This is a genomic window from Streptomyces sp. CA-179760 (assembly GCF_050937045.1).
Lineage (GTDB): Bacteria > Actinomycetota > Actinomycetes > Streptomycetales > Streptomycetaceae > Streptomyces.
The window spans coordinates 4,391,882-4,418,276 of sequence record NZ_JBNJLZ010000001.1 but is presented as its reverse complement, the minus strand read 5'-3'; the positions used below and the strand labels follow the sequence as shown (position 1 = coordinate 4,418,276).

The following is a 26,395-nucleotide window of genomic DNA, read 5'->3' as shown; positions in this document are numbered from 1 at the left end:
CGTTCCCTGATCATGCCAAAGAGGCGGCGGTCGGCCCAGTCCCGGACTCGGCCACCGTCTCCCGACTGCGGGACGGATCAGCTCAGTTGGGGACCGACCACCCATTCGCCCCGGCGCATCACGCCCTTCACCTCGAAATCGGCGTCCAGGAGCACCAGGTCCGCGTCCTTGCCGGGCTCCAGGGAGCCGATGCGGTCGGCCATGCCGAGCAGGCGGGCAGGGGTCGCCGAGAGTGCCCGCACCGCGTCCTCGACCGACAGGCCGTCGACCGTGACCGCCCGTTTGAAGGCGTGGTCCAGGGTGAGGGTGGAGCCCGCGATCGTGCCGTCCTCGACCAGGCGGGCCACGCCGTCGGCGACCTCCACCTCCAGCGGGCCGAGCCAGTAGCGGCCGTCGCCGAAACCGGCCGCGTCCATCGCGTCCGTGATGAACGCCACGCGCTCCGCTCCCGCGTGGTGGAACGCCAGCTGGAGCGCGGCGGGGTGCAGGTGCGTGCCGTCGTTGATCAGCTCGACCGTGATCCGGTCGTCCTCGAGGAGCGCGGTGATCGGGCCGGGGGAGCGGTGGCCGAGGGGCGGCATCGCGTTGAAGAGGTGGGTGGCCACCGTCGCGCCCGCGTCGATGGCCTCGACCGTCTGCTCGTAGGTCGCGTCCGTGTGGCCGATCGCCGCGATCACGCCCTGGTCGGCCAGGAGGCGTACGGAGTCGAGGCCGCCGGGGAGTTCGGTGGCCAGCGTGACCATCTTCGCCTGGCCCCGGGCCGCGTCGATCAGCTTGCGGACGTCCGTGGGGTGCGGGTCGCGCAGCAGGTCCTCGGCGTGGGCGCCCTTGCGGCAGGGGGAGATGAACGGGCCCTCGAAGTGGACGCCGGCGATCTCGCCCTGCTCGGCCAGCTCGCTGAGCAGGCCGGCTCGCTCGGAGAGGAAGTCCATGTCTCCGGTGACGGTCGAGGCGACCAGGGTGGTCGTGCCGTGCAGGCGGTGGGTGTGGATGCCCTTGAGGATGTCCTCGGCCGAGCCGGAGGTGAAGGAGGCTCCGCCGCCGCCGTGGTTGTGCAGGTCGACGAAGCCGGGGATGACGTAGTGGCCGGTTACGTCGATGACCTGGGCGTTTTCGGGAGTTGTGTGGGCGATGCGGGTGCCGTCGATGGGCAGTCGGCCGCCCTGGACCGTCTCTGTGGGGAGGACGACGGTCGCGCCGGACAGGACTGTGGGCTGTCCGGTCGTCGCGGGGTGCGGGGTGTGCGTGGTTGTTCGCGCAGTTCCCCGCGCCCCTGAGGGAGTTGCCATCAGGTGGTTGCCTCCGAACGGTCGGTCTGGTCGAGGAGATCCCAGGCGAGCAGGCCCGCCCCCAGACATCCGGCCGAGTCACCCAGGGCCGCCGGGACGATCGACGGCTGTTTCTGGAAGGTGATGCGGCGGTCGATGGCCTCGCGCAGGGGCGCGAACAGCGTCTCCCCCGCCTCCGCCAGTCCGCCGCCGATGATCAGGGTTCGAGGGTCGAGCAGGGTGAGGGCCGTGACCAGCCCGTCGGCGAGGGTGTCCACCGCCTCCTGCCAGACCGCCCGGGCCCGTGGGTCGCCGGATTCGACGGCCTTCGCGCAGTCGGCCGCGTCCGCGTCCGGGTCGGCGGAGGCCGCGGCCCAGGCCTCGCTGACGGCCGCCGCCGAGGCGAAGCGCTCCAGGCAGCCGCGCTGCCCGCACGGGCACGCGGCCCCGCCGGGCCGTACGACGATGTGGCCGATCTCGCCCGCGAAGCCGTGCGCCCCCGACTCGACCCGGCCCTCGACGCCGATGCCGCCCGCGATGCCGGTGCCCAGCGCCACGAACAGGAACCGGTCGGCGCCGCGGCCCGCGCCGACCCGGCCCTCGGCGAGAGCGCCGGTGCGCACGTCGTGGCCGAGGGCGACCGGGACGCCCAGCCGTTCCGCGAGGGCGTCGCGCAGCGGGACGTCGCGCCAGCCGAGGTTCGCGGCGTAGACGGCGGTGCCCCGCGCCTCGTCGACGATGCCGGGGACGGCCACACCGGCGGCGGCCGCGGGCGTGCCGAAGTGCTCGGCGCCGTAGGCGTGCAGCTCGGCGGCGAAGTCGAGGATGGCCGCGACGACGGCCTCCGGACCCTGCTCGCGTCTGGTGGCCCGGCGGGACCGGTGCAGCACCTCGCCCCCGGGCCCGGCCAGAGCGGCCTTCATTCCGGTGCCGCCCACGTCGAGGGCGATGACATGTCTCACGGAACACAGTGTGACCCGGGGACCCGCGAGAGGTCTAGTCCACTCACGTGGTGTAGACCTTATTCCGAATATCGAAAAGTTTCGGTGGCGGACCACGCCAGAGTTTGGCGAGTGACGCCAGGGTTGGGGAAGAACAGCGGTGCAGCGGCGGCGGATGGCAGGAACGATCGCGGTGGTGTCCGCGCTGGGCATGACGGCGGTCCTCGGCGGCTGCGGCGTGACGGGCGGCTCGGCCGACGTGACCCTGAAACTGGTCGCCGCCGACTACGGCGACAGCGAGGCCAACAGCTCCCAGAAATACTGGGACAAGCTCGTCGAGGAGTACGAGGCCGACCACCCCGGTGTGAAGATCGACGTCAGCGTCTACTCCTGGAACGACGTCGACCGCAAGGTCAGGGAGATGGTCGCCGCCGGTGACCCGCCGGACATGGCACAGATCGGCTCGTACGCCGGGTACGCGGCCCAGAACCAGCTCTACAAGGCCGACGACCTGCTCTCCATACCCACGCAGGCCGACTTCGTCGGGCAGCTGGCCTCCGCGGGCCAGGTGAAGGGCGTGCAGTACGGCATGCCGTTCGCCTCCTCCACGCGCGTGCTCTTCTACAACAAGGCCCTCTTCTCCGAGGCCGGCATCACCCCGCCCAAGACCTGGGACGACCTGGCCGACGACGCCGAGGCGCTCAAGGCCGAGGGCGTGACCTACCCGTACGCTCTGCCCCTCGGTCCGGAGGAGGCGCCGGCCGAGAGCATGCAGTGGATGCTCAGCGGCGGGGGCGGCTACACCGACACCGTCGACGGCTACGGCATTGACTCCCCGGAGAACATCGACACCTTCTCCTGGCTCAAGGACGACCTGGTGGGCAAGGGCCTGACCGGGCCGGTCGCGCCCGGGGAACTCAACCGGGCCGACGCGTACGCCGCCTTCGCCAAGGGCGAGGTCGGCATGGTCAACGGGCACCCGTCGCTGATGAACATCGCCGCGAAGAAGGGCGTCAAGTACGGCATGGTGCCGACGCCGGGCAAGGAAGGCACGAGCAAGTCCACGCTCGGTGTCGCCGACTGGATGACGGCCTTCCGCAAGAACGGCCACCGTGACCAGGTCGGCGACTTCCTCGACTTCGTCTACAGCGAGAAGAACGTGCTGGACTTCTCCCGCCAGTACGATCTGCTGCCGGTCACCACCTCCGCGTCCGGGGCCATGTCCGTCTCGGACCAGGACCGGCACCTCAGGCCGTTCCTGGAGGAGTTGCTGACGTCCGAGCTCTACCCGGTCGGCAAGACCTCCTGGGCCGACGTCAGCGCAGAGATCAAGCAGCGGATCGGTAAGGCCGTCGCCCCCGGCGGCAGCCCCTCTGCCGTTCTCGGGCAGCTCCAGACGGAGGCGTCCCGGGCGGAGAACGCGGAGTAGTCCGACTGTCGGTGGCGGGCGTTACGGTGCCTGGCATGGACGAGGACGACGAGGGCACGGCTGAGCAGGGGCTCGGGCGCCGGGAGCGGGACATCCTCGCGCTCGAACGCCGGAGCTTTCCCGGCCCCGGCGCGAAGGAACGGGCCGTACGGGAGGAGCTGGGGCTCGCCCCCGTGCGCTACTACCAGCTCCTCAACGCCCTGCTGGACGATGCCAGGGCGCTGGCCCACGACCCGGTCACGGTGAATCGGCTGCGGCGGATACGGGAGACGCGCCGGGCTGAACGCTGAGGTCCGTGAGGTGTTCGACCGTCGCGGGGTGCGGGTGCGTCGTGGCTGGTCGCGCCCGCGCGGCGGAGCCGCAAATCGATACAGCCCCGCGCCCCTAGGTCCGTACCCACTGGTCCCTCTGGCCGATCCGGTCCGCCAGCGCGCCCAGCAGCCGTACGACTCCCTCCGGGCCGTCCACCACCACGTCCGCCCGCTCCCTGAGCTCGGTCACCTCGTCGCTGCCGCTGCACACCAGCAGGCCCGGGGTGCCGTCCGCGCGGAGGTGGTCGACGGCGGAGTAGGCGGGCAGGTCGCCCAGGTCGTCGCCGCCGTAGAGGACGGAACCGGCGCCGATCTCCCGGGCGAACTCGGTGAGGGCGACGCCCTTGTCCATGCCGGGCGGGCGGAGTTCGAGGACCATGCGGCCGGGCTCGGCGATCAGGCCGTGGCGGCCGGCCAGGCCGGTGAGCGGCTCGCGCAGCTGGTCCAGGGTGGCCCCAGGGTCGGCGGCCCGGCGCGTGTGCACGGCCACGGCCCGGCCCTTCTCCTCGATCCAGGTCCCCTGCGACGCCCCGAGCCGTTCGAGTAGTTCGGGCAGTTCCGCGCGGACGCCCGCGACTCCGGGATGCGGGGCGGGGGCGCTGATCTCACCGGTACGGGCGTCCCACCGCTCGGCGCCGTAGTGCCCCAGGACGACGAGGTGCTCGAGGCCGGGAACGTCGGCGAAGCCTCCGTTGCGCACCGCGACCTCGGCGGGCCGGCCGGTGATCACCGCGATGGCGGCGACCTTCGGCGCGAGCGCGGCCAGCGCGGGCACTGCCTCGGGGTGGGCCCGGGCCTTCTCGGGATCGGCGACGATGGGCGCGAGCGTCCCGTCGAGGTCGAGACCGATCAGCGCCTCGCCCGGGCGGGCGAGGATCGCGTCCAGCCCCTCCTGCCCGGCCTTCGTCACGGGTGTCGGCAACGCCTTCGGGCTCATCACCGCTCAGCCCCTCAACGCGTCGAGCTGGTCCACGAACCACTGCGCGGGCGGCAGCGCGGTCGCAGCCGCCGCCAGCCGCTTGGCGCGCTCGGCGCGTTCCTCCGGGCGCATCGAGAGCGCCTCGTGCAGGGCCGCCGCCGTGCCGGTCACGTCGTACGGGTTCACCGTGATCGCGTCCTCGCCCAGCTCCTCGTACGCCCCCGCCTCCCGGGACAGCACCAGCGCGCAGCCCGCGTCGGAGACGACCGGGACCTCCTTCGCGACGAGGTTCATGCCGTCGCGGATGGGGTTGACGAGCGCCACGTCGGCCAGCCGGTACGCGGCCAGGGAGCGCGCGAAGTCGTCCTTGACGTGCAGCACGACCGGAGTCCAGCCCGGTGTCCCGTACCGCTCGTTGATCTCGTCCGCCAGCCTCTGCACCTCGGCCGTGTAGTCGCGGTACACCGCGAGGTCCTGCCGCGACGGGTACGCGAAGGCCACGTGCACCACGCGCTCGCGCCACTCGGCGTGGGAGTCGAGGAGCGTCCGGTACGCCAGCAGGCCGCGCACGATGTTCTTCGACAGCTCGGTGCGGTCGACCCGGACGATGGTGCGGCGGCCCTCGCCGATCTGCTCCCGCAGCGCGGCCATCCGCTCCTCGACGTCCTGCTCGTGCGACCGCTTCCGCAGGAAGTCCGCGTCGGCCCCCAGCCCGTGCACGCCGACCCGCGTGTCCCCGAGCCCGCCGGCGAACCGCTCGGCACACGCGACGAACGCGTCCGCCCAGCGCTGGGTGAGAAAGCCCAGCCGGTCGGCGCCCAGCATGCCGCGCAGCACCTGCCCGGCCACATCGTCCGGCAGCATCCGGAAGTACTCGGGCGGCGCCCACGGCGTGTGCGAGAAGTGCCCGATCCTCAGGTCCGGCCGCAGCTCGCGGAGCATGCCGGGCACCAGCGTCAGGTGGTAGTCCTGCACCACGACCGCCGCACCCTGCGCCGCCTCCTCGGCCAGCGCCTGGGCGAACGCCCGGTTGTACTTCTCGTACGACGTCCACTGCCGCCGGAACTCCGCGTCGAAGACCGGCTCCAGCGGGGTCTGGTACAGCATGTGGTGGACGAACCACAGCACGGAGTTGGCGACGCCGTTGTACGCGTCGGCGTGCACGTCGGCCGGGATGTCCAGCATCCGCACGCCGTCCTCGCCGACCCCGCGCCGGACCGCCTCGCGGTCGCCGTCGGACAGCGCCGAGCAGACCCACAGCGCGTCCGCGTCCGAGCCGATCGCGGAGAGCCCCGAGACCAGTCCGCCGCCGCCCCGTTTGGCGTTCAGCGAACCGTCCTCGCCCACCGCGTACGAGACCGGGCCGCGGTTGGAGGCCACCAGCACCTGTGCAGCACCGTACGTAGAAGCCATAGCCCTCAACCTAGCCCGGCCCACAAACGCTCAAACGTACGGACCTGGAAGCCCCTCGACCCGTGCGGCCGAAAAACAGCCCCGGTCAGGCTGCCTTCCGCGCCTGGTACTCGGCGATCTCCACCATCGGCGGACGCTCCTCGGTGTCCACGGAGTACGTACGCGGCTCGAAGCCGTCCCCGCCCCGTTCGAACTGCGTCAGGGACGGCCGGATCAGATGCCCGCGGGCCAGTCGCAGCTGGGCCGTGCGGTAGATCGCGGCGGCCATCCGGCCCAGTGCCTGCCCGTCCTGGTGCCGGTGCTTGCGCACCCCGACATCGACCTGGGCGAGGGCGTCCAGCCCCGCCAGGTGCAGGGCGTCCACCAGCATGCCCAGCTCGACGCCGTACCCGACGGGGAACGGCAGCTGCTCCAGCAGTGAGCGGCGGGCCGCGTACTCGCCGCCGAGCGGCTGCACGAAGCCGGCCAGCCGTGGCCAGTGCATGTTGAGCAGCGGCCTGGCCATCAGCTCGGTGACCCGGCCGCCCTGCCCGGCGGCGCCGCCGAGGGGACGGTCGTACATGGCCTTCACCAGGTCCACGTCCGGCTCGGTGAGCAGCGGCCCGACGATCCCGGAGACGAAGTCGGAGGAGAAGTCCCGCAGGTCCGCGTCGACGAAGCAGACGATGTCCCCGCGGGTGGCGAGCAGCGAGCGCCACAGCACCTCGCCCTTGCCGGGCACCGCGGGCAGCCGCGGGAGTATCGCGTCCCGGTGCACCACCGTCGCGCCCGCGGCCGCGGCCACCTCCGACGTACGGTCCGTCGAGCCGGAGTCGACGACGACGAGCTCGTCGACGAGCGGCACCTGCCGCATCAGGTCGTGGCGGATGACGGCGGCGATGTCGCCGACCGTCTCCTCCTCGTTCAGCGCGGGCAGCACCACACTGACCGTCTGGCCCGTGCGCTGCTTCGCGGCCAGTATCTGGTGGAGGGGGCGATCGGTCGCGGACCAGGAACGGGTGCTCAGCCAGCGCTCGACTTCTTCCAGCACCGTGGCGGCTCCTCTGCGTACTCTCGGCGGGACGGGCTGTGAGCCATCTCGCGGTTCGGACGACTATCTCAACTGTCCTGGTCGTCGGTTACAGTCTTGAACAACGCGGGTGACCATCGCATGTCCGGGGTCAACCCACGTCGACAACCGAATACAGCTCATCCAGAGGGACAGAGGGAAACGGCCCGTTGAAGTCCCGGCAACCCTCCAGTCGGTACTCGTAGGTCACTGTCGACCACATGCGCGAGGCTCCCGGCTCGGGAAGGTGCCAAATCCGTCTCACGGCGAGATGCGTCGTGAGGAAGATGAGGAGAAAGGGCCTCGCCTCACATGGCTGCGCAGACTGTTGCAAGCACCACCGAATCCACCGTAGACCTCGGCCCCGCCGCCGCGCTGAGCTGCCGCGAGTGCGGTCATCGCGTCCCCCTCGGCCCGGTCTTCGCGTGCGAGGAGTGTTTCGGCCCGCTGGAGATCGCCTACGACTTCTCGGCCTACGAGACCGAAGAGCTCCGTAAGCGCATCGAAGCGGGACCCGCGAACATCTGGCGTTACGCCCCGCTGCTGCCGGTCCCGGCCGACGTGGCGGACAAGCCGAACATCAACCCGGGCTGGACGGCGCTCGTCAAGGCCGACAATCTGGCGCGTGAGCTCGGTGTCGACGCCGGCAAGCTCTTCGTCAAGGACGATTCCGGCAACCCGACGCACTCCTTCAAGGACCGCGTCGTCGCCCAGGCCCTGGAGGCCGCCCGCGCCTTCGGCTTCACCACCCTGTCCTGCTCCTCCACCGGCAACCTCGCCGGTGCGGTGGGTGCCGCCGCGGCCCGCGCCGGGTTCCGCTCGTGCGTGTTCATCCCGCACGACCTGGAGCAGGGCAAGGTCGTCATGGCCGCGATCTACGGCGGCGAGCTCGTCGGCATCGAGGGCAACTACGACGACGTGAACCGCTTCTGCTCCGAGCTGATCGGCGACCCGGCCGGTGAGGGCTGGGGCTTCGTCAACGTCAACCTGCGGCCGTACTACGCCGAGGGCTCCAAGACGCTGGCGTACGAGATCTGCGAGCAGCTCGGCTGGCAGCTCCCGGACCAGCTCGTGGTGCCGATCGCCTCCGGCTCGCAGCTCACGAAGATCGACAAGGGGCTGCAGGAGCTGATCAAGCTCGGTCTGGTCGAGGACAAGCCGTACAAGATCTTCGGTGCGCAGGCCGAGGGCTGCTCGCCGGTGTCGACGGCGTTCAAGGCCGGCCACGACGTCGTACGTCCCCAGAAGCCGGACACCATCGCCAAGTCGCTGGCGATCGGGAACCCGGCGGACGGTCCGTACGTGCTCGACATCGCGCGGCGTACGGGCGGTGCGGTGGAGGACGTGAACGACGAGCAGGTCGTCGAGGCGATCAAGCTGCTCGCACGGACCGAGGGTGTGTTCGCGGAGACCGCGGGTGGGGTGACGGTGGGTGTGACGAAGAAGCTGCTCGAGAGCGGGCTGCTCGACCCTGCCAAGACCACGGTTGTCCTCAACACGGGCGATGGTCTGAAGACGCTGGACGCGGTGGCGGGCACGGGGCTGACCGCGACCATTCGTCCCAGCCTTGATTCGTTCCGTGAGGCCGGGCTCGTCTGAGCAGCGTTGTTCGCTGCGGGCCGGTGGGGGCTGGTCGCGCCCACGCGGCGGAGCCGCAAATCGATACAGCCCCGCGCCCCTAGAGCAGGTGCGATACCCCAATCGGAGGTTTGAAAGTCATGAGCGTTACCGTCCGCATCCCCACCATCCTGCGCACCTACACCGGCGGCAAGGCCGAGGTCGCCGCCGAGGGCGCGAACCTCGGTGAGGTCATCGCCGACCTGGAGAAGAACCACACCGGGATCGCCGCCCGGGTGCTGGACGACCAGGGCAAGCTGCGCCGGTTCGTCAACGTGTACGTCAATGACGACGACGTGCGGTTCGAGCAGGGTCTCGAGACGGCGACGCCGGACGGTGCCGGTGTGTCGATCATTCCGGCCGTCGCCGGTGGCTGAACCGGTCGACCGGCTTGATTATTACCATCGGTAACGGCCGTCACTGAGCGTTCATCGAATTGCCCCCTCCGTGAGAGAAGCGGAGGGGGCAATTCTGTGTGGTTGAGCGCGGTACAGTTGGGGAACGCGATCCCGATCCCCTGATCGGGCACCCTGAATTCCTGCCGCGGGCCCGACAAGATGTAGCCAAAGTGTGTGTGCCTTTCGCGGCTTTTGTTCCCTTTATGTGGCCCGACTTGCCCTGAAGTCGCACGAATTCTCCCCACATTCCGGATCCCGCGCGTCCAGAATTCTCGTCCGATTGACCTGTTGCAGAGGGCAGTTGGACAGATACATTCGGCCGCGGTCGACGCGTTCCGGCGCACGCCCCCAATCCGTGGGGGGTGAGGTCTGACCCGGATCCGCGAAGTGCGGGTCTGTGCAAGGGCCAGTAATAGGGGAGTTAGGCATGGCTCAGGGCACCGTCAAGTGGTTCAACGCGGAGAAGGGGTACGGCTTCATCGCGGTCGACGGTGGTGCGGATGTATTCGTCCACTACAGCGCGATTCAGATGGACGGCTACCGCACCCTTGAAGAGGGTCAGCGGGTCGAGTTCGAGATCTCGCAGGGCCAGAAGGGTCCACAGGCCGACATGGTTCGCGTCGCTGCCTGAACGCGCACCACGACCAACGCTTCAAGCGATCGGTCTTCTCTGAAGGGCCCGTACCCCCGGGGTACGGGCCCTTCGGCCTGTTCGAAAGCCCTGCCGGGTGCCGTTCGCGGGTGGCTGAGCGCCCCGCCCGATCCCCGAGAGGCGCTTGCACTCGCCATGCCCGAGTGCTAATCATTGCGTTAGCACTCTGAAGGTGAGAGTGACAACGTAAGGACCGGGTCGGTGAGGCCCGCAGGCCGGGTGGGGAAGGAACCACAAGGCTGGCGAGCCGTCCGTCGCGGGCGCGGGCGCGGTCCGAAGTAATCACCCCCAGTCCTGGAGGGACCACTTCACATGGCCAAGATCATCGCGTTCGACGAGGAGGCGCGGCGCGGCCTCGAGCGCGGCATGAACCAGCTCGCGGACGCCGTCAAGGTGACGCTCGGCCCCAAGGGCCGCAACGTCGTCCTCGAGAAGAAGTGGGGCGCCCCCACGATCACCAACGATGGTGTCTCCATCGCCAAGGAGATCGAGCTCGAGGACCCGTACGAGAAGATCGGCGCCGAGCTGGTCAAGGAAGTCGCCAAGAAGACGGACGACGTCGCCGGTGACGGTACGACCACCGCGACCGTTCTCGCCCAGGCCCTGGTCAAGGAGGGCCTGCGCAACGTAGCCGCCGGCGCCAACCCGATGGCCCTCAAGCGTGGCATCGAGCGCGCCGTCGAGGCCGTCTCCGCCGCCCTGCTGGAGCAGGCGAAGGACGTCGAGACCAAGGAGCAGATCGCTTCCACGGCCTCCATCTCCGCCGCCGACACCCAGATCGGCGAGCTCATCGCCGAGGCGATGGACAAGGTCGGCAAGGAAGGCGTCATCACCGTCGAGGAGTCCCAGACCTTCGGTCTGGAGCTGGAGCTCACCGAGGGTATGCGCTTCGACAAGGGCTACATCTCGGCGTACTTCGCCACCGACATGGAGCGTATGGAGGCCGTCCTCGACGACCCGTACATCCTGATCGCCAACTCGAAGATCAGCAACGTCAAGGACCTGCTGCCGCTCCTCGAGAAGGTCATGCAGTCGGGCAAGCCGCTGCTGATCATCGCCGAGGACGTCGAGGGCGAGGCCCTGTCGACCCTGGTCGTCAACAAGATCCGCGGCACCTTCAAGTCCGTCGCCGTCAAGGCCCCGGGCTTCGGCGACCGCCGCAAGGCGATGCTGCAGGACATCGGCATCCTCACGGGCGGCGAGGTGATCTCCGAGGAGGTCGGCCTCAAGCTGGAGAACGCCACGGTCGACCTGCTGGGCAAGGCCCGCAAGGTGGTCATCACCAAGGACGAGACGACCATCGTCGACGGTGCCGGCTCGACCGACCAGGTCAACGGCCGCGTCAACCAGATCCGCGCCGAGATCGAGAACAGCGACTCGGACTACGACCGCGAGAAGCTGCAGGAGCGCCTGGCGAAGCTCGCCGGCGGCGTCGCGGTCATCAAGGCCGGTGCCGCCACCGAGGTGGAGCTCAAGGAGCGCAAGCACCGCATCGAGGACGCCGTGCGCAACGCCAAGGCGGCCGTCGAGGAGGGCATCGTCGCCGGTGGTGGCGTGGCGCTGATCCAGGCCGCCTCCGTCTTCGAGAAGCTGGACCTCGAGGGTGACGAGGCGACCGGCGCCAACGCCGTGAAGCTCGCGCTGGAGGCCCCGCTCAAGCAGATCGCCGTCAACGGTGGTCTCGAGGGTGGCGTCGTCGTGGAGAAGGTCCGCAACCTCCAGGTCGGCCACGGCCTGAACGCCGCGACCGGTGAGTACGTCGACATGATCGCCGAAGGCATCATCGACCCGGCGAAGGTGACCCGTTCCGCTCTGCAGAACGCCGCCTCCATCGCCGCGCTGTTCCTCACCACCGAGGCCGTCATCGCCGACAAGCCGGAGAAGGCCGCCGCGCCCGCCGGTGGCGGTATGCCGGGCGGTGACATGGACTTCTGATCGACCTCCTGGGATTCCCCGGGTCGATCAACGGTCTTGCCGAGGGCGGCACTCCCTGTTCCGGGTTTCCGGCAGGGGGTGCCGCCCTCGGGCGTGTCCGGGCGCAGGCGGGCGTGTGCGGGGTCACAGTGCGGGCGGGATGGCACGGGCGGGCCGGGCGGTTGAAGCGTACGTCTTATGCGTATGCACATACTGTCCGGTATTCGAAGGAGCCCCTGAGTGACTGCCGCCGCCTCCCGCGCCGCCGAAATCCTGTCCCGGCCCGTATCGCTGGGCGGCCTGACCGTCCCGAACCGGATCGCGATGGCGCCGATGACCCGCATGTTCTCCCCGGGCGGCGTCCCCGGCGAGGACGTCGTCTCGTACTACTCCCGCCGTGCCGCCGCCGGAGTCGGCCTCATCGTCACCGAGGGCACCTACGTCGGGCACGACTCGGCCGGGCAGAGCGACCGCGTGCCGCGGTTCCACGGTGAGGAGCAGCTCGCGGGCTGGGCGAAGGTCGCCGAGGCGGTGCACGCCGCGGGCGGCACGATCGTGCCGCAGCTGTGGCACATCGGCATGGTCCGCAACCAGGGCGAGCCGCCGTTCGCGGACGCCCCCGCCGTCGGCCCCTCCGGACTGCGCATCGGCGCCACGGAGCCCACCGGCAAGGCCATGACCCAGACCGACATCGACGCCGTGATCGGCGCGTTCGCCGAGGCCGCGGCCGCCGCCGAGCGCATCGGCTTCGACGGCGTGGAGCTCCACGGCGCCCACGGCTACCTGCTCGACCAGTTCCTCTGGGAGGGCACCAACCGCCGCACCGACGCCTACGGCGGCGACCGCGTCGCCCGCGCCAAGCTCTCCGAGGAGATCGTCGCGGCGGTCCGCGAGACCGTGTCCGCCGACTTCCCGGTCATCTTCCGCTACTCGCAGTGGAAGCAGGAGGCCTACGACGCCCGCCTCGCCGAGACGCCCGAGGAGCTGGAGTCCATCCTGACGCCGCTCGCCGCCGCCGGTGTCGACGCCTTCCACGCCTCCACCCGCCGCTACTGGGTGCCCGAGTTCGAGGACTCCGACCTCAACCTGGCCGGCTGGACCAAGAAGCTCACCGGCAAGCCCGCCATCACCGTCGGCTCGGTCGGCCTGAACGGCGTCGACTTCCTCAAGTCCTTCCAGGGCCAGGGCGCCGAGGTCAACGACCTCGACAACCTCCTGGACCGCTTCGAGCGCGACGAGTTCGACATGGTCGCCGTCGGCCGGGCGCTGCTCCAGGACCCGCAGTGGGCGGCCAAGGTGCTGGACGGCCGCTTCGAGGACACGGCCGCGTACGACCCGGCGGCGCTGAAGACCCTCAGCTGACCCCGGTATCTGTCCCGGGACCTGAGGCTCTGGATCTGCTTGCGTCAGTCAAGGACACTGGCCGAGCGCCTGTTCACCGGCACCGTGAGGAGATCCAGAGATGACGACGACCGAGTCCCGTCCGTCGGCGGGTGGCCCTTCGGAGGAGCCCGCACCGGTGGTCCGTACGACCGCCGGTGCGGTACGCGGCCGAAGGGAGGAGGGGCTCGCCGTCTATCGCGGCATCCCGTTCGCCGCGCCTCCGGTGGGCGAGGCCCGCTTTCAGGCCCCTCGCCCGGCCGAACCATGGGACGGCATACGCGACGCCCACGCCTTCGGCCCGCCGCCCCCGCAGGACGTCGGCAGCCTGGGCGGGCCGGGCCTGCTCGACGTACCCGAGGGCGACGAGTGGCTCACGGTCAACGTCTGGACCCCCGAAGCCGACCCGGCAGCCCGCCGCCCGGTGATGGTGTGGATCTACGGCGGCGCCTACAAGCTCGGCCATTCCGGTAGCCCCGGCTACGACGCCCGGCACATCGCGACCGACGGCGACCTCGTGGTCGTGTCCCTCAACTACCGTCTGGGCATGGAGGGTTTCGCGTCCATCGAGGGCGCGCCCGCCAACCGCGGCCTGCTCGACCAGGTGGCGGCACTGGAGTGGGTCAGGGACAACATCGAGGCCTTCGGCGGCGACCCGGACCAGGTCACGGTCTTCGGCGAGTCGGCGGGTGCCGGTTCTGTGGCTTCCTTGCTCGCCATGCCGCGTGCGGCCGGACTGTTCCGGCGGGCGATCGCGCAGAGCGTGCCGGGGACGTTCTTCTCCGGCGAACTCGCCCAGGACATCGGTCTCGCCCTGGCCGCCGAGATGGGGCTGCGCCCCACGGCCGCCGACCTCTCGACGATCGCCCCGCACCGGCTGACGTCGGCCGGCGAGACGCTGGGCGCCAAGATGCTCCAGTACATCGACCGCTGGGGCCAGGCAGCCCCGACGGTCACGCCCTTCTCTCCCGTGGTCGACGGCGAGGTCCTGCCGACCACGCCGTGGCAGGCACTGGCGGCCGGTTCGGCGAAGGACATCGACCTCCTCGTCGGCCACAACCGCGACGAGTACCGCCTCTTCATCGCCATGGCGGGCCAGCAGATCACCGAAGAGAAGGCGAGCGCCGCCCTCCGCCTGTTCGCCCCGGCCCCGACGGCGAGCAGGCCTACCGCGCCGCCTTCCCCGCCGCCTCGCCGGGCGAGCTCTACGAACGCGTCCAGACGGACTGGCTGTTCAACATGCCCAGCCTGCACCTGGCCGAGGCACAGCGCGCGGGCGGCGGCAGCGCGCACCTCTACGAACTGACCTGGGCGGCCCCCGGCAACGGCGGCGCGCTCGGCGCCTGCCACGGCCTGGACATCCCCCTGCTGTTCGGCACGTACGGGGCGGATCTCGGCGCCCTGCTGTTCGCGGGCGCGGAGCCGTCCGCGGATGCCCTGGCGCTGTCGTCCCGTTTCCGCGCGTCCTGGACATCCTTCGCGCGGTCGGGGGACCCGGGCTGGCCGGCGTACGACGAGGAGCGGCGGCTGGTGCGGGTGCTGGACGCGGAGCCGGTGGTCACGGCGTACCCGGAGGAGACCTCACGGCGACTGTGGGAGGGGCACGACTTCCTGCCCTTGCCGCTGCTGTAGGGGCCTACAGATTGCCCATCGGCTCGATGTCGATCTTCACCGGCGTGCCCCACACCCGCAGCACCTCGTAGTCGGTGAACTCGTGCACCAGCCGGTACGCCATGGCGGCCCGGGGAGCCTTGCGCTGGGCGTTGATGAACATCTCGGCCTCGCGGCGGTCCCGGCGCGGGGTGCCGCACAGCTGCCAGGTCTGGCCGTTCCACAGCTCCGGCAGCCAGCGCTGCTGGGGCTGGGGGCGGTCGCCGCTCACGCCGTAGCGGGACTGGACGGGCTCGGTCTGCGGCTGCTGCGGGGCGGGCCCGTTGAACTCGTTGCGGCGGGCGGTCCTGCGGCGGGTCTCGCAGAGCAGGCACAGGTCGGGGGCGTTCTCGTCGACCGGGCCGTTCGGGTGCTCGGGGCAGCGGGTGGTGGGCTTGGCGGCCGACACGCTCTCGTCCAGCAGGTCCAGGGCGCGCTTCAGGTCGGCCTTGACCTCGTGCAGTTTGGCGTCGGGGGTGTCGGAGGTGAGGGCGTCCCCGTGCTCGCCGAGGAGGCGTAGGGCGCGGCCTAGGGCGGTGAGCTGGGCGTGGTTCATGGGTCCATTGTCGTCAGTCGGCGTAGTCCTTGAGTTCTTCGGTGTCGAGCGTGAAGCCGAGAGGCTCGGGCAGCTCGACCGGAGCGCCCAGGAGTGGGCAACCTTTTTCCGGTAGCGGCCGTTCTCGGGCTCGCTGTACACGACGACCGTGTTGTGGTCACGGTCGATGAGCAGGTAGACGGGGATGTCGACTGCCGCGTATCCGACGGGCTTGTCGATGCGGTCCCGCTGGTTGGTGTCGCGGTCGTGGGAGGTGATCTCGAGAACCATGAGGACGCCGTTGGCAGCGGACCACTCACAGTGCCCTTTGAAGTGCCCCCGTCGTACGAGAGCTCCGTCGGCCCGGGCACGGCCTTTGCGGTAGGCCTCGGTCCGGACGCCTCGCTCGTGATGGAGGCGCAGGTCGGGCCGATGCTGCAGGCACTGCTCAAGCAGCCACATGTGAATCTCGCTGTGGTTGCCGTCCGGCATGGCCTTGACCTCTAGTTTTCCGTTGATGTATTCGAGCCGCACGGTCTCCGGGGCGCGGCGTTCCAGCTCTTCGAAGTCCTCGACGCTGAGCGGGTCCTTCGTACGGACGCGACCGTCGACGTACTCGAGCCGCACGTGGGCCGGGGCCACCTCGGCCAGGTCCTCGAAGTCCTCGATGGGCATCAGCGGGCGGTCAGCGGTACCAGGGGTCATGGTGGTGCCTCCTCCCTTCCATCGTGCCCCGGGGGAGTGACGTCGCACCGTAGGAGCCGTCATGTGGGGGCCTTCTCCTGTCGTCGTTGGGACATCGCGGCCCGGATCTGGGCCGCGATGTCGTGGACCGTGGGGGCGGACAGAGGTGCAGTGGGTTGCGCGGCGGCGCGTTCGCCCCGGCAGGCGCTGCAACGACCCCCTGGCAGGGACTCCGGTCGCCCCGGAGCGCCGCAGTTCGCGCACTCCAGGACCCGCAGGGGCGGGCGTGGGGCGGGTGGGGGTGGGAGTTTGCTCTTCAGGCGGCTGCGGACCAGGGACGCGGCGTGGTGGACGGGCGTCGGCAGGCCGGCGGTGAGCGCACGCAGTACGTCGTCCTCCGAAGCGCCCCGCTCGAACCACGGCGTGACCAATGGGGCGAGTGCCGCGCAGTCTGCCTCGGAGAGGGACAGGACGGAGGCTGTACGGCCGAGGGCGGCGAGGAGGACGTGGGCCCGGGAGCGGGTGGGGCGCGCTGCCTGCTGCGGTACGTCGCCGCGCGTGAAGGCGGCCCACCAGTGGTCGTCCCGGGCGGTGCGGGTGAACCACGTTCGGGTGATCCAGCGGGAGCTGCCGCCGTCGGCCGTCACGCACTCCCGGCCTCGTCGCAGGTGGCCTGCCTGTTGGATGCGGTTGAGGGCCGTGCCGAGGGCGCACTGTCCGTAGGGGAGCTGTTTGGCCAGCGTCTTTACTGAAATGTCAGCGCCGTCGGGGAGGCGGTCCAGGTAAGCGGCGATGGCGGCTTCACGGGGTGGGAGGTGGGCGAAGTCGTGCTTTGTGCGCGGGGGTTGGTCGGGGGTCGTGCGTTTGCCGTAGCCCGGGTTGGCCATGGGGTGCGCGGAGGGGATGGCGGCACTAAAGTCGGCGTCAGCCATGGGATCGCTGTCCGATCTCGATGGTTAAGCCCCCGCAGGTGTTGGTAGCACCGGGCGGGGGCTGTTGCTTGTCCAGGAACGGTAGAGGTACGTGACTGTCCGTGGCAAGCCGGACGCATCGCGTCAACTCACGGGGTGGGAGGGTGGGTTGAGGCCCTTCACCCGTTCCTTGAAAAGAGGGCTCGAAGCTCGGATCCTGAAGCTCAGGCGGTCCCGTCCTTGAGGTTCTCGACGAACGCGGCCCAGGCTCCGGTTCGGAACACGAGCTTCGGGCCGTGGGGGGTCTTGGAGTCGCGGACGGGGATGACATCAGGGAGTGCCTGGGTGACTTCCAGGCAGTTGTCGCCGGTGCCGCCGCTGTAGCTGGACTTGTACCACTCAGGCATGTTCCTCATGGCCGTAATCCTGCGTCATCGCATCGAGGAGGGCCAGAGACTTCTCAGGCGAGAGGGCTGAAGCCGTGAGGAGTTCGAAGTAGAGCCTGTAGCGCGCGACGGTGGCGGGGTCGTCCTCCAGTCGTCCGGTGTCGACCCCTTCGAGATAGACCAACGGAGGGGCGTCGTCGAAGTCCATCAGCCTGACGCAACCCTGCATCCCCGGGTGAGCTCCTGCGTTGAAGGGCAGCACCTGAACGATGACACGGTTCTGGCGGATCAGGCCGATGAGGTGGCGTAGCGCCCCCGCCATCACCTCCGGCCCGCCCGTCACCCGACGCAGTGCGGCCTCGTCAATCACCGTCCACAACAGAGGCCTTGTTGGATCGCCGAGGATCCGCGCCCGCTCCATCCGGCCCGTCACCAGCTCCTCGATGAGCTCTGCTGCCGTCGAGGGTAGGTACGCACGGCTGACGGCTCGTGCGTATGCCGGGGTCTGGAGCAATCCGGGGATCAGCATCGATGCGTACTCCCTGATGGCCGTAGCTTGCGTCTCCGCCTCTGCGGCTTCCGCGAAGTGCTCGCGGTACTTGGACTTCGCCGCAGCCCCGCAGTTCCGCTGGAAAAAATCCTCCGTCCCCAACGCCTCGTCCAGCAACCGCGCGTACTCCCGCTGCAACCTCCGCGTACCCGCCTCCAACTGCCCGATGAACGACCCGCTCGCAAACAGCCGCTGCCCCAGTTCCTCCTGGCTCAGGCCGGCCTTCTCGCGGGCGTGGCGGAGTTCCGCGCCCAGGAGGGCCCGAGGGGAGGAGGACGGGTCGAGGTCCCTGGGGCCGGGCATGGGCAACTCCCTGTCGTACAGATCGGGTTGTTGGACCGCCGTATCTGGCCAGGCTAGAACCGCGTCGGCCACGCTGTGTGGTGAATCACCAACTCAGCGTGGAGGTAGACGAAGGTGCGCTCGACGGAAGAGATCGTGAAGTCGCTGCGGGACGCCCTCGCCGGAGTCGGGGTCGTGCTGCCGTCGCTCGGCGTCGACCCGGTGACCGGAGCGAGTGACGAGCCGTTCGCCCTGGTCGATCTGGGGCGTTGCAATGTACGGACGGCCGAGCATCTGACCGACGTACTGCGCTCGCTGCCGACGGGGGAGTCGCTGCGGGCTCGGGTGCGCCAGGTCAACCGTGAGACAAGGTCACGGTGACCGGCAGATACGCAACTATTCGCCCACCACAGCTCGGGGAGGAGCCGCGGATGGTTCTGGGGGCGTGACGGCTCAGCTCGTCGCGGCCAGGGCGGCTCGCAGATGGCCGTCCGACTGTTCCAGCAGCCGGGCCGCCGTCGGGCCGTCCACGTCGGCCAGGAGGGTGAGGATGGCGTTCTTGACCTCGCCGTCCGTGGCCTTCAGGGCCTGTTCGATCTCCTCGTCGGACGCGCCGGTCGCGAGGGCGACGATGCGGTGGGAGCGGGCGCGGAGTTTGTCGTTCGACGCGCGGACGTCGACCATCAGGTTTCCGTAGGTCTTGCCCAGCCGGATCATCGTGATCGTCGAGAGCATGTTGAGGACGAGCTTCTGTGCCGTTCCGGCCTTCAGGCGGGTGGAGCCGGTGAGCAGTTCGGGACCCACGACGATCTCGATGCCGTGGTCGGCGGCGGCCCCGAGCGGGCTGCCGGGGTTGCAGGCGAGGCCGACGGTGAGGGAGCCCCGGGTGCGGGCGTACTCGACCGCGCCGATGGCGTAGGGCGTGCGGCCGGACGCCGAGATGCCGACCACCGTGTCGTCGGGGGTGAGGTCGAGGGACTCCAGATCGGTCCGGGCCAGTTCCCGGGAATCCTCCGCGCCCTCGACCGAGGTGACCATCGCCTGCGGGCCGCCCGCGATCAGGCCGAGGACCTGGGTCGGGTCGGTGTTGAACGTGGGCGGGCACTCGGAGGCGTCCAGGATGCCCAGCCGGCCCGCGGTGCCCGCGCCCGCGTAGACCAGGCGGCCGCCCCGGGCCATCCGCTCCGCGACCGCGTCGATCGCGGCGGCGATCTGCGGCAGCCGCGCCGCGACCGCCCCCGCCACGGTGGCGTCCTCGCCGTTCATGAGCCGCGCGATGTCCAGGGTGGGCAGCCGGTCGATGTCCGCGAGCTCCGGCCGGAAGGCCTCGGTGGTCAGGGTCTCCAGCTCGGTTCTGAGGTGCCGGGGGTCGGAGGTGGAGGTCATGACGGCTCTTTCCGTGCTTCCCGCGTCTCTAGGTCTGACTTTATGGGTCTTGGTCAGGGGCGGTGCCGGTGGGCCAGCGCCTCGTACGACGCCGAGAGCGCCGGCGCCGCCGTGTCGTACGTCCGCTGCGCCACCCCTACGAACAGGCAGTCCACCACAAGGAGCTGGCCGGTCCGCGACGACATGGCCGCCGGACGCAGTTCGCTCTCCCGCGCGGTGGACGTGGTCAGGACATGGTCGGCGTACTGCGTCACCGGCCCGTCCGGGCGGCCCGTGATCGCCACGGTCGTCGCGCCGCGCTCGAAGGCGACCCGCAGCGGCTCTATGACGTCCCCGGTCGACCCGGAGTGGGTGATGGCGATCGCCACGTCACCGGCCCGCAGCTGCACCGCGTTCGTCACGGCCAGGTGCGGGTCGCTGTGGGCGTGGGCCATCAGCCCTATGCGCAGCAGCTTCTGTGTGAGGTCCTGGGCGACCAGACCGGACGCCCCGACGCCGTACACATCGGTGCGCCGGGCCGCGACCAGCGCGGTGACGGCGGCGCCCAGCTGGGCGGTGTCGAGCCCGGCGGCGGTGTCGGCGAGGGTCTGCTGTTCGTCGTAGGCGAGCTTCGCGACCACGTCGGCGATCGGGTCGTCGACCGCGATGTCCGTCGTGATGGCCGGGGCCCGGCCGGACTGCTGCTGGGCGGCGAGGCCGGCGAGGGCGAGGCGCAGGTCCCGGTAACCCGGATAGCCGAGCAGCCGGGCGGTGCGTACGACGGTCGCCTCGCTGGTGCCGGTGAGTTCGGCGAGGCCGGTGACCGTGAGGGCCGCGCAGCCGGCCGGGTCGCCCGCGACGGCCTCGGCGACGCGCTGCATGGAACGCGTCATCGACGGGCCCAGCGTGCGGACCTTGGCCGCGAGGGCGGCGGGGGCGGGCGGGGTGCCGAGCGTGCCGACCATGGCACTGGGGCGGCCGCCCGTCTCACCGGCGAAAATTTCCTTCACTCTACGGGTCACCCTTGAAAGATATTTTCGGCTCGGTGCCGGGGTCAAGAGTGCGCACAATGGGGGGCATGGAGCCCATCACACCCCTGGAGCAGACGCTGCACGCCGCGCGTGCCCTCGTACTGGCCGACCTCGTGGCGGGACGCGTCGCCGAGGCGGATGTCGTGTCCCTGGTCGAGGAGGCCGTCACGCAGCGGCGGTGGTGGGTCGAGCAGTGGCCGGAGGGCGCTCCGTACGTGGCCGGGCTGGTCGCGCAGGACGTCCAGGACGCCCTGCTGGAGCGGTACGGCCGCTGGCCGCTGTGCCCGGTGTGCGGCACCGGCGACCCGCACGCGCTGGACGTGGATCCGGTGCTGGGGGCCGACCCGCACTGGGTGTGCGGCGAGGCGGGCGTGAAGGTCGCGGCCGTCGGGTCGCTGAACGAGGCCCTCGGCGGGGCGTCCTCGTGAGGCCCTGGTGACGATCTACATCGACCCGCCGGCCTGGCCCGGGCACGGCCGCATGTGGTCCCACCTGATCAGCGACGTCTCGTACGACGAACTGCACACCTTCGCCGAACGGCTCGGCGTGCCCCGGCGGGCCTTCGAACGCGACCACTACGACATCCCCGCCCAGCGGTACGCCGACGCGGTGGGCGCCGGTGCCGTGGAGGTCAGCAGCCGCGAGGTGGTGCGGCTGCTGCACGGGGCGGGGCTGCGGCGGCCCAAGGGCCTCTACCGCTCGCCGGGTTCACCCAGCTCGTAAGTCACTCAGCTCGTAGGTCACTCAGCTCGTAGGTCACCTGCTCGGTGTCCTCCGTGACGGCCGTGAATCCGGCTCGGGTGAGGACGTTCCGCGAGGGTGTGTTGTCCCGCTCGACGTTCGCGACGACGGTCCTCACCTCGTCCTGGGCCAGGGCCCACGCCGACAGCGCGCGCAGCGCCTCGGTGGCGTAGCCGTGGCCCCGGGCAGCCTCGACCAGGTCGTAGCCGATCTCGACCCGCCCCGCCTCGTCGGGAACGGCGTGGAACCCCATGGCGCCGAGCGCCTGGTCGTCCTCACGGCGGACCAGCACGTACATGCCCCACTGCGGCCGGTGGACCCCGTCCTCGTACTGCTTGAACACCAGCCCGGCGCCCACCCGGGTGCCCTCGGCCGGGCTTTCTCCGAGCCACTCGAAGCAGCCGCCGTCACCGACCGTGGCAAGGTCGTTGGCCACCGCCGGGGTGACGCCGTCGAGGGTGAGCCGTTCGGTGTCGATCACCAGGTTGTTGTTCCACCGCCACTCGGTGAGGGGCGCCCGCCCCGGCAGCTCACCCCGGCCGGTGGCCCACAGCAGGGTCTGCCAGGGGGTCGGTCCGGGCTGGACATGCGGGAAAATCCGCCTGAGGACGAAGTCGCACAGCTCCGAGTCCGCCTCGTACGCCACCCCCAGCCCCTCGGCGATGTCGTGCGTGTGCAGCAGTACCTCGGCCGTGCCCATCGCCGCGAACCCCTCACGGTTCGCGCTGCGGAACGGATACGGATGGAAGGCCCGCACCTGCCTCGGCGTCGTCCGGATCGCCGCCGCGAGCAGAGCCCCCGTCGTCCTGATCACGTGCACCGCACCCGCGTTGTCGGCCCCCTCCTCCAGCGAGAGTTCGAACGGCGTGTACCCCTCGGTCTCCCGCCCCGCCAACTGCCCCGCGTACGCGATCAGGTCCTGGGCGATATGCACGGCTGTCTCCCGACAGCTCCACGCGAGCCGCCCGGCCGGTACTCCCTCCCAGTCCCGGTCGGTGACTTCCCCCAGCAGGCCGACGCACTCGCCGACGGCCTGCTCCACCTGTTCCGCGCCTGTTGTCCACATGGTGGGGAGGTTACGAGGGGGCATGGGGGAGGGCGACAGCATTTCCAGCTCGGCGGTGAGGTTGTAGCGGGCCGTCGCCTCCCACTCCTTCGCCCCGTGCGGGGTCCTGAACAGCCTCGGCAGGTCCAGGAGTTGGCGGAGGATCGTGGCGCGGCCGGTGCGGAAGGCGTCGTTCGGGACGAAGTGGTACTCCTCGCGGACGGCGGTGGTGTAGGCCGCGTACGCCGACGGGGGCGAGGCGAGGACCGCCAGGTCGGCGTCGCACAGGACCTGGCCGTCGGGGTCGTCGTCGGCGGGGTCGTGGGTGACGGTGAGGCGGACCAGGCGGGCCACCTCGGCGGTCTTGGCGGTGGGGACGCCGGCCTCCGCGAGGGCCCGTTCGGCGAGGCGGGCGGAGCGTTCCTCGTTCTCGGAGCGGTCGGGGAGGTAGACCGCGTCGTGGAACCAGGCGGCCAGCCGCACCACGTCCGGATCGTGCGCGTGCCGCTCCAGAGTGTCGATGTGGTCGAGGACCGCCGTGAGGTGCGCGACCGTGTGATAGCGGCGCTGGGGCTCCTGCCAGCGGGTGAGCAGGTTGTCCGCGTACGGCGCCGGGTCGGGGCCGCCGGCCGGGCCCCGGGCTCCTTCCAGGGCGCGGGCGAAGCGGGTGCGCAGGATGTCGGGATCGGCCATGGGGGCATTCTCCCGCTGAGCGGGGTGCGGGACCTAGCGTGGGGTCCATGACGACTCCTGGTGATGTGCACGACGTACGGGACCCCGAGCAGCCCGGCCGGCTGCTCACGATCGAGCGTGACGCGCTGATCCCGCTGCTGCGGGGCAGGGCCGAGGAGGACTTCGCACGGCCCGTGGCAGCGTGCCCGGGCTGGACGGTGCGGGACGTGCTGGCGCACTGCTCGGCCGCACTCACGCGGGCGGTGGAGGGCAGGTTCGAGCCGGGCGTGTTCTCGCCCGAGTCGAACGACCGCGACATCGCGGAGCGGGAGGGGTGGAGCAACGCGCAGGTCGTGGACGAGTTGGAGCGCGGGATGGGCGAGGCCGGGCCCGTGATCGCCGACGCCGGCGGGAAGCTGGACAGGCTCGCCCTGGGGGAGTGGGTGCACGCCGGGGACGTGCGCGAGGCACTCGGGGAGCCGGGGGCGTACGGCGGGGCCGGGCTGCCGGACGCGCTCGCGCTGCTCGCCCGCATCACCCGTGAGCGGGGGCATGTGTCGCTGCACGCCGACCTCGACGACCTGGACGAGCCGCTGCGGCTCGGCGAGAGCGACGGGGAGCGGCCCCCGGGGCGGTTCATCGGGGACGGGCCGACCCTCGTACGGCTGTACTCGGGGCGGCCGGTCGACGGGGCGCCCGCTTTCGAGCTGGCCGGGGTGGAGACGAAGGAGCTGAACATCTTCGGGTGAGGGCTTGCCACGGGGGCTTGGGGCCGGGCGGGAGTGGGCAGCGTAGGCTGTGATTGGACTAGACCTGTCGTAGCCGCCAGGCGTCCGAACGATGACGCCGTGCCGACGAAGGGGCCCCATGAGCAAGCGTGCAGTCCTGGAGGTGATCGCCCTCGGGGTGGAGGACGCGGTCGCCGCCCAGGCGGGAGGCGCGGACCGACTCGAGCTGGTCACCGACATGGCGGCCGACGGGCTCACCCCGTCGGCCGGGACCGTCGCCGGGATCCGCCGGGCCGTCGACCTCTCGCTGCGGGTGATGCTCCGGCTCGCCGACGGCTTCGCGGCGGGGGACGCCGACCGCCTGGTCCGGGTGGCGGGCGAGCTGCGGGAGGCCGGGGCCGAGGAGTTCGTGCTCGGTTTCCTCGACGCGGACGCCGGAGTGGACCTGGCGGCGGTGGAGCGGGTCGTCGCGGCGCTGGACGGCTGCCCCTGGACCTTCCACCGGGCGATCGACCGGGCCGCCGACCGCGACGCCCTGCGCAAGCAGCTGGACGGGATGCCCGGGCTCGACACCTACCTCACCGCCGGATCGGCCGACGGGGTCGACGACGGGCTCCCCGTGCTGCTCGCCGAGGCGGGTCGGCAGGGGGAGCCCGGGTACGAGCAGCGCCTGCTGGTGGGCGGCGGGCTCCGGCTGGAGCACGTACCGGTCCTGCGGGCCGCCGGGATCGACGGCTTCCACATCGGCGGGGCGGCCCGGCCGCAGGGCTGGGAGGCGCCGGTGTCGGCGGAGGCCGTCGCGCGGTGGCGGGCCGCCCTGGACGCCGCCCCCGCGTGACCCCGGACGTCAGACCCGTTGTCCGCCGGCTTGTTGAGGGCTCTGCCGCGGGCGATACGGGGAAGCAGGGCATGTGCCCGTGCGTTGTGCTGCTGCATGAGCCTGCGCTTCTCGCTGATGGGTCCGGTACGAGCCTGGCGCGACGAAGGGGAGGTCGAGCTGGGGCCGCGTCAGCAGCGGGCGGTGCTGGCGGCGTTGCTGCTGAACAACGGCATCCGGCTGAGCAATGACCAGTTGATCGGCATGGTCTGGGACGACCCGACCCCGAGCGCGGTGATGGCACTGCGGACGTATGTGTACAAGATCCGCAAGATGCTTCCGGAGCTGAACCTGAAGTCCAGAGACGGCGGGTACACGGTCCGCGCGGAGATCGTCGACGACTGCCGAGGCGAGCCCTTGGAGGGCCTGCGGAGTGCCTACTTCGACGCGCAACGGATGCGGCTCGGCGACCACCGCCTCAAGGTGCGGGAGGACTGCCTCGAACGCGAGCTCGACGTGCTGGAGCTGCAGAAGCACGTCGCCGCCTTCCCGTTCAGGGAACGACCGCGCGCCCTCCTGATGCGCGCGCTCTACCTGGGGGGCAGGCAGGGCGAAGCACTCGACCACTTCCACCAGGTGCGCGCACTCCTCATCGAGGAGCTCGGCCTCGAACCAGGGCCGGAGCTGCGCGAGGTCCACGCGCAGATCCTCAACGGCGACCTCACCCCGCCGCGCAGGCCGGAGCAGCTGGTGCCGGATCTGATCGACTTCACCGGCCGTGCCGAAGAGATCGCGCAGGCTCTGAGGGCGCTGCCGGGCACCGTGGGCATCACCGGTATGCGGGGCAGCGGCAAGACCGTGCTGGCCACGCGGATCGGCCACCTCGTCAAAGGACGCTTCCCGGACGGGCAGATCTTCGTCAGGGGCAGGGACGTAGCGGGCGAGCTGTTGCGCGCGGTCGGCGTGGAGAGCCCCGTCGGTGACAAGGCCGCGCTGTGGCGGGAGAAGGCGCGCGGCAAGCGGTTCCTGGTCGTGGTCGACGACGTGCAGGACGCGGCGGCCGTGCGGGATCTCGCCACACCCGGCTCGGCGATGATTCTCACGAGCGTCCGCCGGCTGCACGAGTTGCCGGGGGTGACCTGGCTGAAGATCGCCGGGCTGACCGAGCGGGAGGCGCGGGAGTTCTTGCGCAAGGCCTTGGGTCCGGCACGCGCGGACGCGGAACCCGAGCAGGCCGACGTGCTGCTGGAACGCCTGTCGCGACTGCCGCACCCGATCAGGGTGATCGGCGGCAAGCTCGGCGCGCGTCCCCACTGGACGATCGAGATGGCCTTGCGGCAGATGGAGCGGAAAAGCAGGCTCGCCGGCGTGATCCCGCCCGACTGCGCCGCGATGATGGCCCCGTTGACAGCGGCCGGGAAGCAGCTGAGCGAACCGGAACGGCACATGCTCTCGTGCTTCGCGCGCCAGGACGCCGAGGTGATCGACAGTCACAAGGCGGCGGAGATGTCCGGGGCCGACCCAGGCGAGATCGAGCTGGTGCTGGAGTCGCTCGCGGGTGTGCACCTGATCGAGCCACTCGTGCTCGGCCGCTACCGGCTGCCGCGATTCGTGCGCCTCTGCTTCGGGCTGCGCTCGGCGGCTTCCTCGCGGCCTGACCAGGCCGTACCTGACCAGGCCGTATATGCGGAAATTATGCGCTGACGAT

The 26,395-nt window shown here is 70.7% G+C and carries 25 protein-coding genes, 3 pseudogenes and 1 riboswitch; of the genes and pseudogenes, 14 read left to right on the top strand and 14 right to left on the bottom strand.

Features of this window, described 5'->3' with window-relative positions; all coding sequences use genetic code 11:
* Nucleotides 1–77: 77 nt before the first annotated feature.
* Complete coding sequence (gene nagA / locus ACQEV8_RS19735) at nt 78–1,289, bottom strand: N-acetylglucosamine-6-phosphate deacetylase (RefSeq protein WP_432961975.1); 1,212 nt, start codon at nt 1,287–1,289, stop codon at nt 78–80.
* Nucleotides 1,289–2,230 carry an ROK family protein gene (locus ACQEV8_RS19730; protein ID WP_432961973.1) on the bottom strand — a complete coding sequence of 314 codons (942 nt, stop codon included), beginning with the start codon at nt 2,228–2,230 and terminating at the stop codon, nt 1,289–1,291. Before ACQEV8_RS19730 ends, nagA begins: the two co-directional genes overlap by 1 nt.
* Nucleotides 2,231–2,384: 154 nt before the next feature.
* Here ACQEV8_RS19730 and ACQEV8_RS19725 point away from each other — a divergent pair, with 154 nt between their 5' ends.
* Both ACQEV8_RS19725 and ACQEV8_RS19720 read left to right on the top strand, forming a co-directional pair.
* Nucleotides 2,385–3,638 (top strand): ABC transporter substrate-binding protein, encoded by a 1,254-nt coding sequence (locus ACQEV8_RS19725; RefSeq protein WP_432961971.1) that lies wholly within the window; start codon nt 2,385–2,387, stop codon nt 3,636–3,638.
* A gap of 35 nt (nt 3,639–3,673) precedes the next feature.
* Nucleotides 3,674–3,928: a DUF3263 domain-containing protein gene (locus ACQEV8_RS19720; protein ID WP_432961969.1), complete on the top strand. Its 255-nt coding sequence runs from the start codon at nt 3,674–3,676 to the stop codon at nt 3,926–3,928.
* Between the two features lie 94 nt (nt 3,929–4,022).
* On the opposite strand, the gene otsB is transcribed toward ACQEV8_RS19720, so the two are convergent.
* From otsB to ACQEV8_RS19705, 3 genes are all read right to left on the bottom strand, one after another.
* Complete coding sequence (gene otsB, locus ACQEV8_RS19715) at nt 4,023–4,886, bottom strand: trehalose-phosphatase (protein WP_432961967.1); 864 nt, start codon at nt 4,884–4,886, stop codon at nt 4,023–4,025.
* 6 nt (nt 4,887–4,892) lie between these two features.
* Complete coding sequence (locus tag ACQEV8_RS19710) at nt 4,893–6,281, bottom strand: alpha,alpha-trehalose-phosphate synthase (UDP-forming) (RefSeq protein ID WP_432961965.1); 1,389 nt, start codon at nt 6,279–6,281, stop codon at nt 4,893–4,895.
* An 85-nt stretch (nt 6,282–6,366) separates the two neighbouring features.
* Nucleotides 6,367–7,311, bottom strand: a complete 945-nt coding sequence (locus tag ACQEV8_RS19705) for a glucosyl-3-phosphoglycerate synthase (protein WP_432961963.1) — start codon at nt 7,309–7,311, stop codon at nt 6,367–6,369.
* A gap of 155 nt (nt 7,312–7,466) precedes the next feature.
* A riboswitch (SAM riboswitch) is annotated at nt 7,467–7,623 on the top strand.
* A gap of 18 nt (nt 7,624–7,641) precedes the next feature.
* Here ACQEV8_RS19705 and thrC point away from each other — a divergent pair.
* The 6 genes and pseudogenes from thrC (at nt 7,642) to ACQEV8_RS19675 (ending at nt 14,922) form a co-directional block, all read left to right on the top strand.
* Entirely contained in the window at nt 7,642–8,928 is a 1,287-nt protein-coding gene (thrC, locus tag ACQEV8_RS19700) for a threonine synthase (protein WP_432961961.1), read from the top strand.
* A 119-nt stretch (nt 8,929–9,047) separates the two neighbouring features.
* Nucleotides 9,048–9,323: a MoaD/ThiS family protein gene (locus tag ACQEV8_RS19695; protein ID WP_432961959.1), complete on the top strand. Its 276-nt coding sequence runs from the start codon at nt 9,048–9,050 to the stop codon at nt 9,321–9,323.
* Nucleotides 9,324–9,771: 448 nt separating this feature from the next.
* The gene (locus ACQEV8_RS19690) at nt 9,772–9,975 is read left to right on the top strand and encodes a cold-shock protein (RefSeq protein WP_003949956.1); all 204 of its coding nucleotides are present in this window, start codon (nt 9,772–9,774) and stop codon (nt 9,973–9,975) included.
* A 333-nt stretch (nt 9,976–10,308) separates the two neighbouring features.
* On the top strand, nt 10,309–11,931 hold the full coding sequence (groL, locus tag ACQEV8_RS19685; RefSeq protein ID WP_382576853.1) for a chaperonin GroEL: 1,623 nt from the start codon (nt 10,309–10,311) through the stop codon (nt 11,929–11,931).
* A gap of 219 nt (nt 11,932–12,150) precedes the next feature.
* Entirely contained in the window at nt 12,151–13,272 is a 1,122-nt protein-coding gene (locus ACQEV8_RS19680) for an NADH:flavin oxidoreductase (RefSeq protein WP_432961955.1), read from the top strand.
* Nucleotides 13,273–13,372: 100 nt separating this feature from the next.
* Nucleotides 13,373–14,922: pseudogene (locus ACQEV8_RS19675) on the top strand (carboxylesterase/lipase family protein).
* A gap of 4 nt (nt 14,923–14,926) precedes the next feature.
* Here the strand turns inward: ACQEV8_RS19675 and ACQEV8_RS19670 are convergent.
* The 5 genes and pseudogenes from ACQEV8_RS19670 to ACQEV8_RS19650 form a co-directional block, all read right to left on the bottom strand.
* Entirely contained in the window at nt 14,927–15,496 is a 570-nt protein-coding gene (locus ACQEV8_RS19670; protein WP_432961953.1) for a hypothetical protein, read from the bottom strand.
* Nucleotides 15,497–15,509: 13 nt separating this feature from the next.
* Nucleotides 15,510–16,180, bottom strand: a pseudogene (locus ACQEV8_RS19665) (Uma2 family endonuclease).
* Nucleotides 16,181–16,239: 59 nt separating this feature from the next.
* Complete coding sequence (locus tag ACQEV8_RS19660; RefSeq protein WP_432961951.1) at nt 16,240–17,046, bottom strand: hypothetical protein; 807 nt, start codon at nt 17,044–17,046, stop codon at nt 16,240–16,242.
* Between the two features lie 248 nt (nt 17,047–17,294).
* On the bottom strand, nt 17,295–17,486 hold the full coding sequence (locus tag ACQEV8_RS19655; RefSeq protein WP_432961949.1) for a DUF397 domain-containing protein: 192 nt from the start codon (nt 17,484–17,486) through the stop codon (nt 17,295–17,297).
* A complete protein-coding gene (locus ACQEV8_RS19650; RefSeq protein WP_432972830.1) occupies nt 17,470–18,309 on the bottom strand; it encodes a helix-turn-helix domain-containing protein in 840 nt (279 codons plus the stop codon). Before ACQEV8_RS19650 ends, ACQEV8_RS19655 begins: the two co-directional genes overlap by 17 nt.
* A gap of 114 nt (nt 18,310–18,423) precedes the next feature.
* Between ACQEV8_RS19650 and ACQEV8_RS19645 the strand changes: the two genes are divergently transcribed.
* Nucleotides 18,424–18,669 carry a hypothetical protein gene (locus ACQEV8_RS19645; protein ID WP_432973436.1) on the top strand — a complete coding sequence of 82 codons (246 nt, stop codon included), beginning with the start codon at nt 18,424–18,426 and terminating at the stop codon, nt 18,667–18,669.
* 72 nt (nt 18,670–18,741) lie between these two features.
* Here the strand turns inward: ACQEV8_RS19645 and murQ are convergent, their stop codons facing one another.
* Entirely contained in the window at nt 18,742–19,674 is a 933-nt protein-coding gene (gene murQ, locus ACQEV8_RS19640; RefSeq protein WP_432961947.1) for an N-acetylmuramic acid 6-phosphate etherase, read from the bottom strand.
* 53 nt (nt 19,675–19,727) lie between these two features.
* Nucleotides 19,728–20,675 carry a MurR/RpiR family transcriptional regulator gene (locus ACQEV8_RS19635; RefSeq protein WP_432961945.1) on the bottom strand — a complete coding sequence of 316 codons (948 nt, stop codon included), beginning with the start codon at nt 20,673–20,675 and terminating at the stop codon, nt 19,728–19,730.
* A 56-nt stretch (nt 20,676–20,731) separates the two neighbouring features.
* Between ACQEV8_RS19635 and ACQEV8_RS19630 the strand changes: the two genes are divergently transcribed.
* Entirely contained in the window at nt 20,732–21,112 is a 381-nt protein-coding gene (locus ACQEV8_RS19630) for a hypothetical protein (protein ID WP_432961943.1), read from the top strand.
* A gap of 7 nt (nt 21,113–21,119) precedes the next feature.
* Entirely contained in the window at nt 21,120–21,407 is a 288-nt protein-coding gene (locus ACQEV8_RS19625) for a DUF4031 domain-containing protein (RefSeq protein ID WP_215120673.1), read from the top strand.
* Nucleotide 21,408: 1 nt separating this feature from the next.
* Here ACQEV8_RS19625 and ACQEV8_RS19620 read toward each other — a convergent pair whose 3' ends face one another.
* Nucleotides 21,409–22,467, bottom strand: coding sequence for a GNAT family N-acetyltransferase (locus ACQEV8_RS19620; protein ID WP_432972827.1), 1,059 nt, complete (start codon nt 22,465–22,467; stop codon nt 21,409–21,411).
* A gap of 54 nt (nt 22,468–22,521) precedes the next feature.
* Nucleotides 22,522–23,163, bottom strand: a pseudogene (locus ACQEV8_RS19615) (HD domain-containing protein); the annotation flags it as partial.
* 47 nt (nt 23,164–23,210) lie between these two features.
* On the opposite strand from ACQEV8_RS19615, the gene ACQEV8_RS19610 reads away from it, so the two are divergent.
* From ACQEV8_RS19610 to ACQEV8_RS19600, 3 genes are all read left to right on the top strand, one after another.
* Complete coding sequence (locus ACQEV8_RS19610) at nt 23,211–23,891, top strand: maleylpyruvate isomerase family mycothiol-dependent enzyme (RefSeq protein ID WP_432961941.1); 681 nt, start codon at nt 23,211–23,213, stop codon at nt 23,889–23,891.
* A 118-nt stretch (nt 23,892–24,009) separates the two neighbouring features.
* Nucleotides 24,010–24,708, top strand: coding sequence for a copper homeostasis protein CutC (locus ACQEV8_RS19605; RefSeq protein ID WP_432961939.1), 699 nt, complete (start codon nt 24,010–24,012; stop codon nt 24,706–24,708).
* A 96-nt stretch (nt 24,709–24,804) separates the two neighbouring features.
* Complete coding sequence (locus ACQEV8_RS19600) at nt 24,805–26,391, top strand: BTAD domain-containing putative transcriptional regulator (RefSeq protein ID WP_432961937.1); 1,587 nt, start codon at nt 24,805–24,807, stop codon at nt 26,389–26,391.
* Nucleotides 26,392–26,395: the final 4 nt, after the last annotated feature.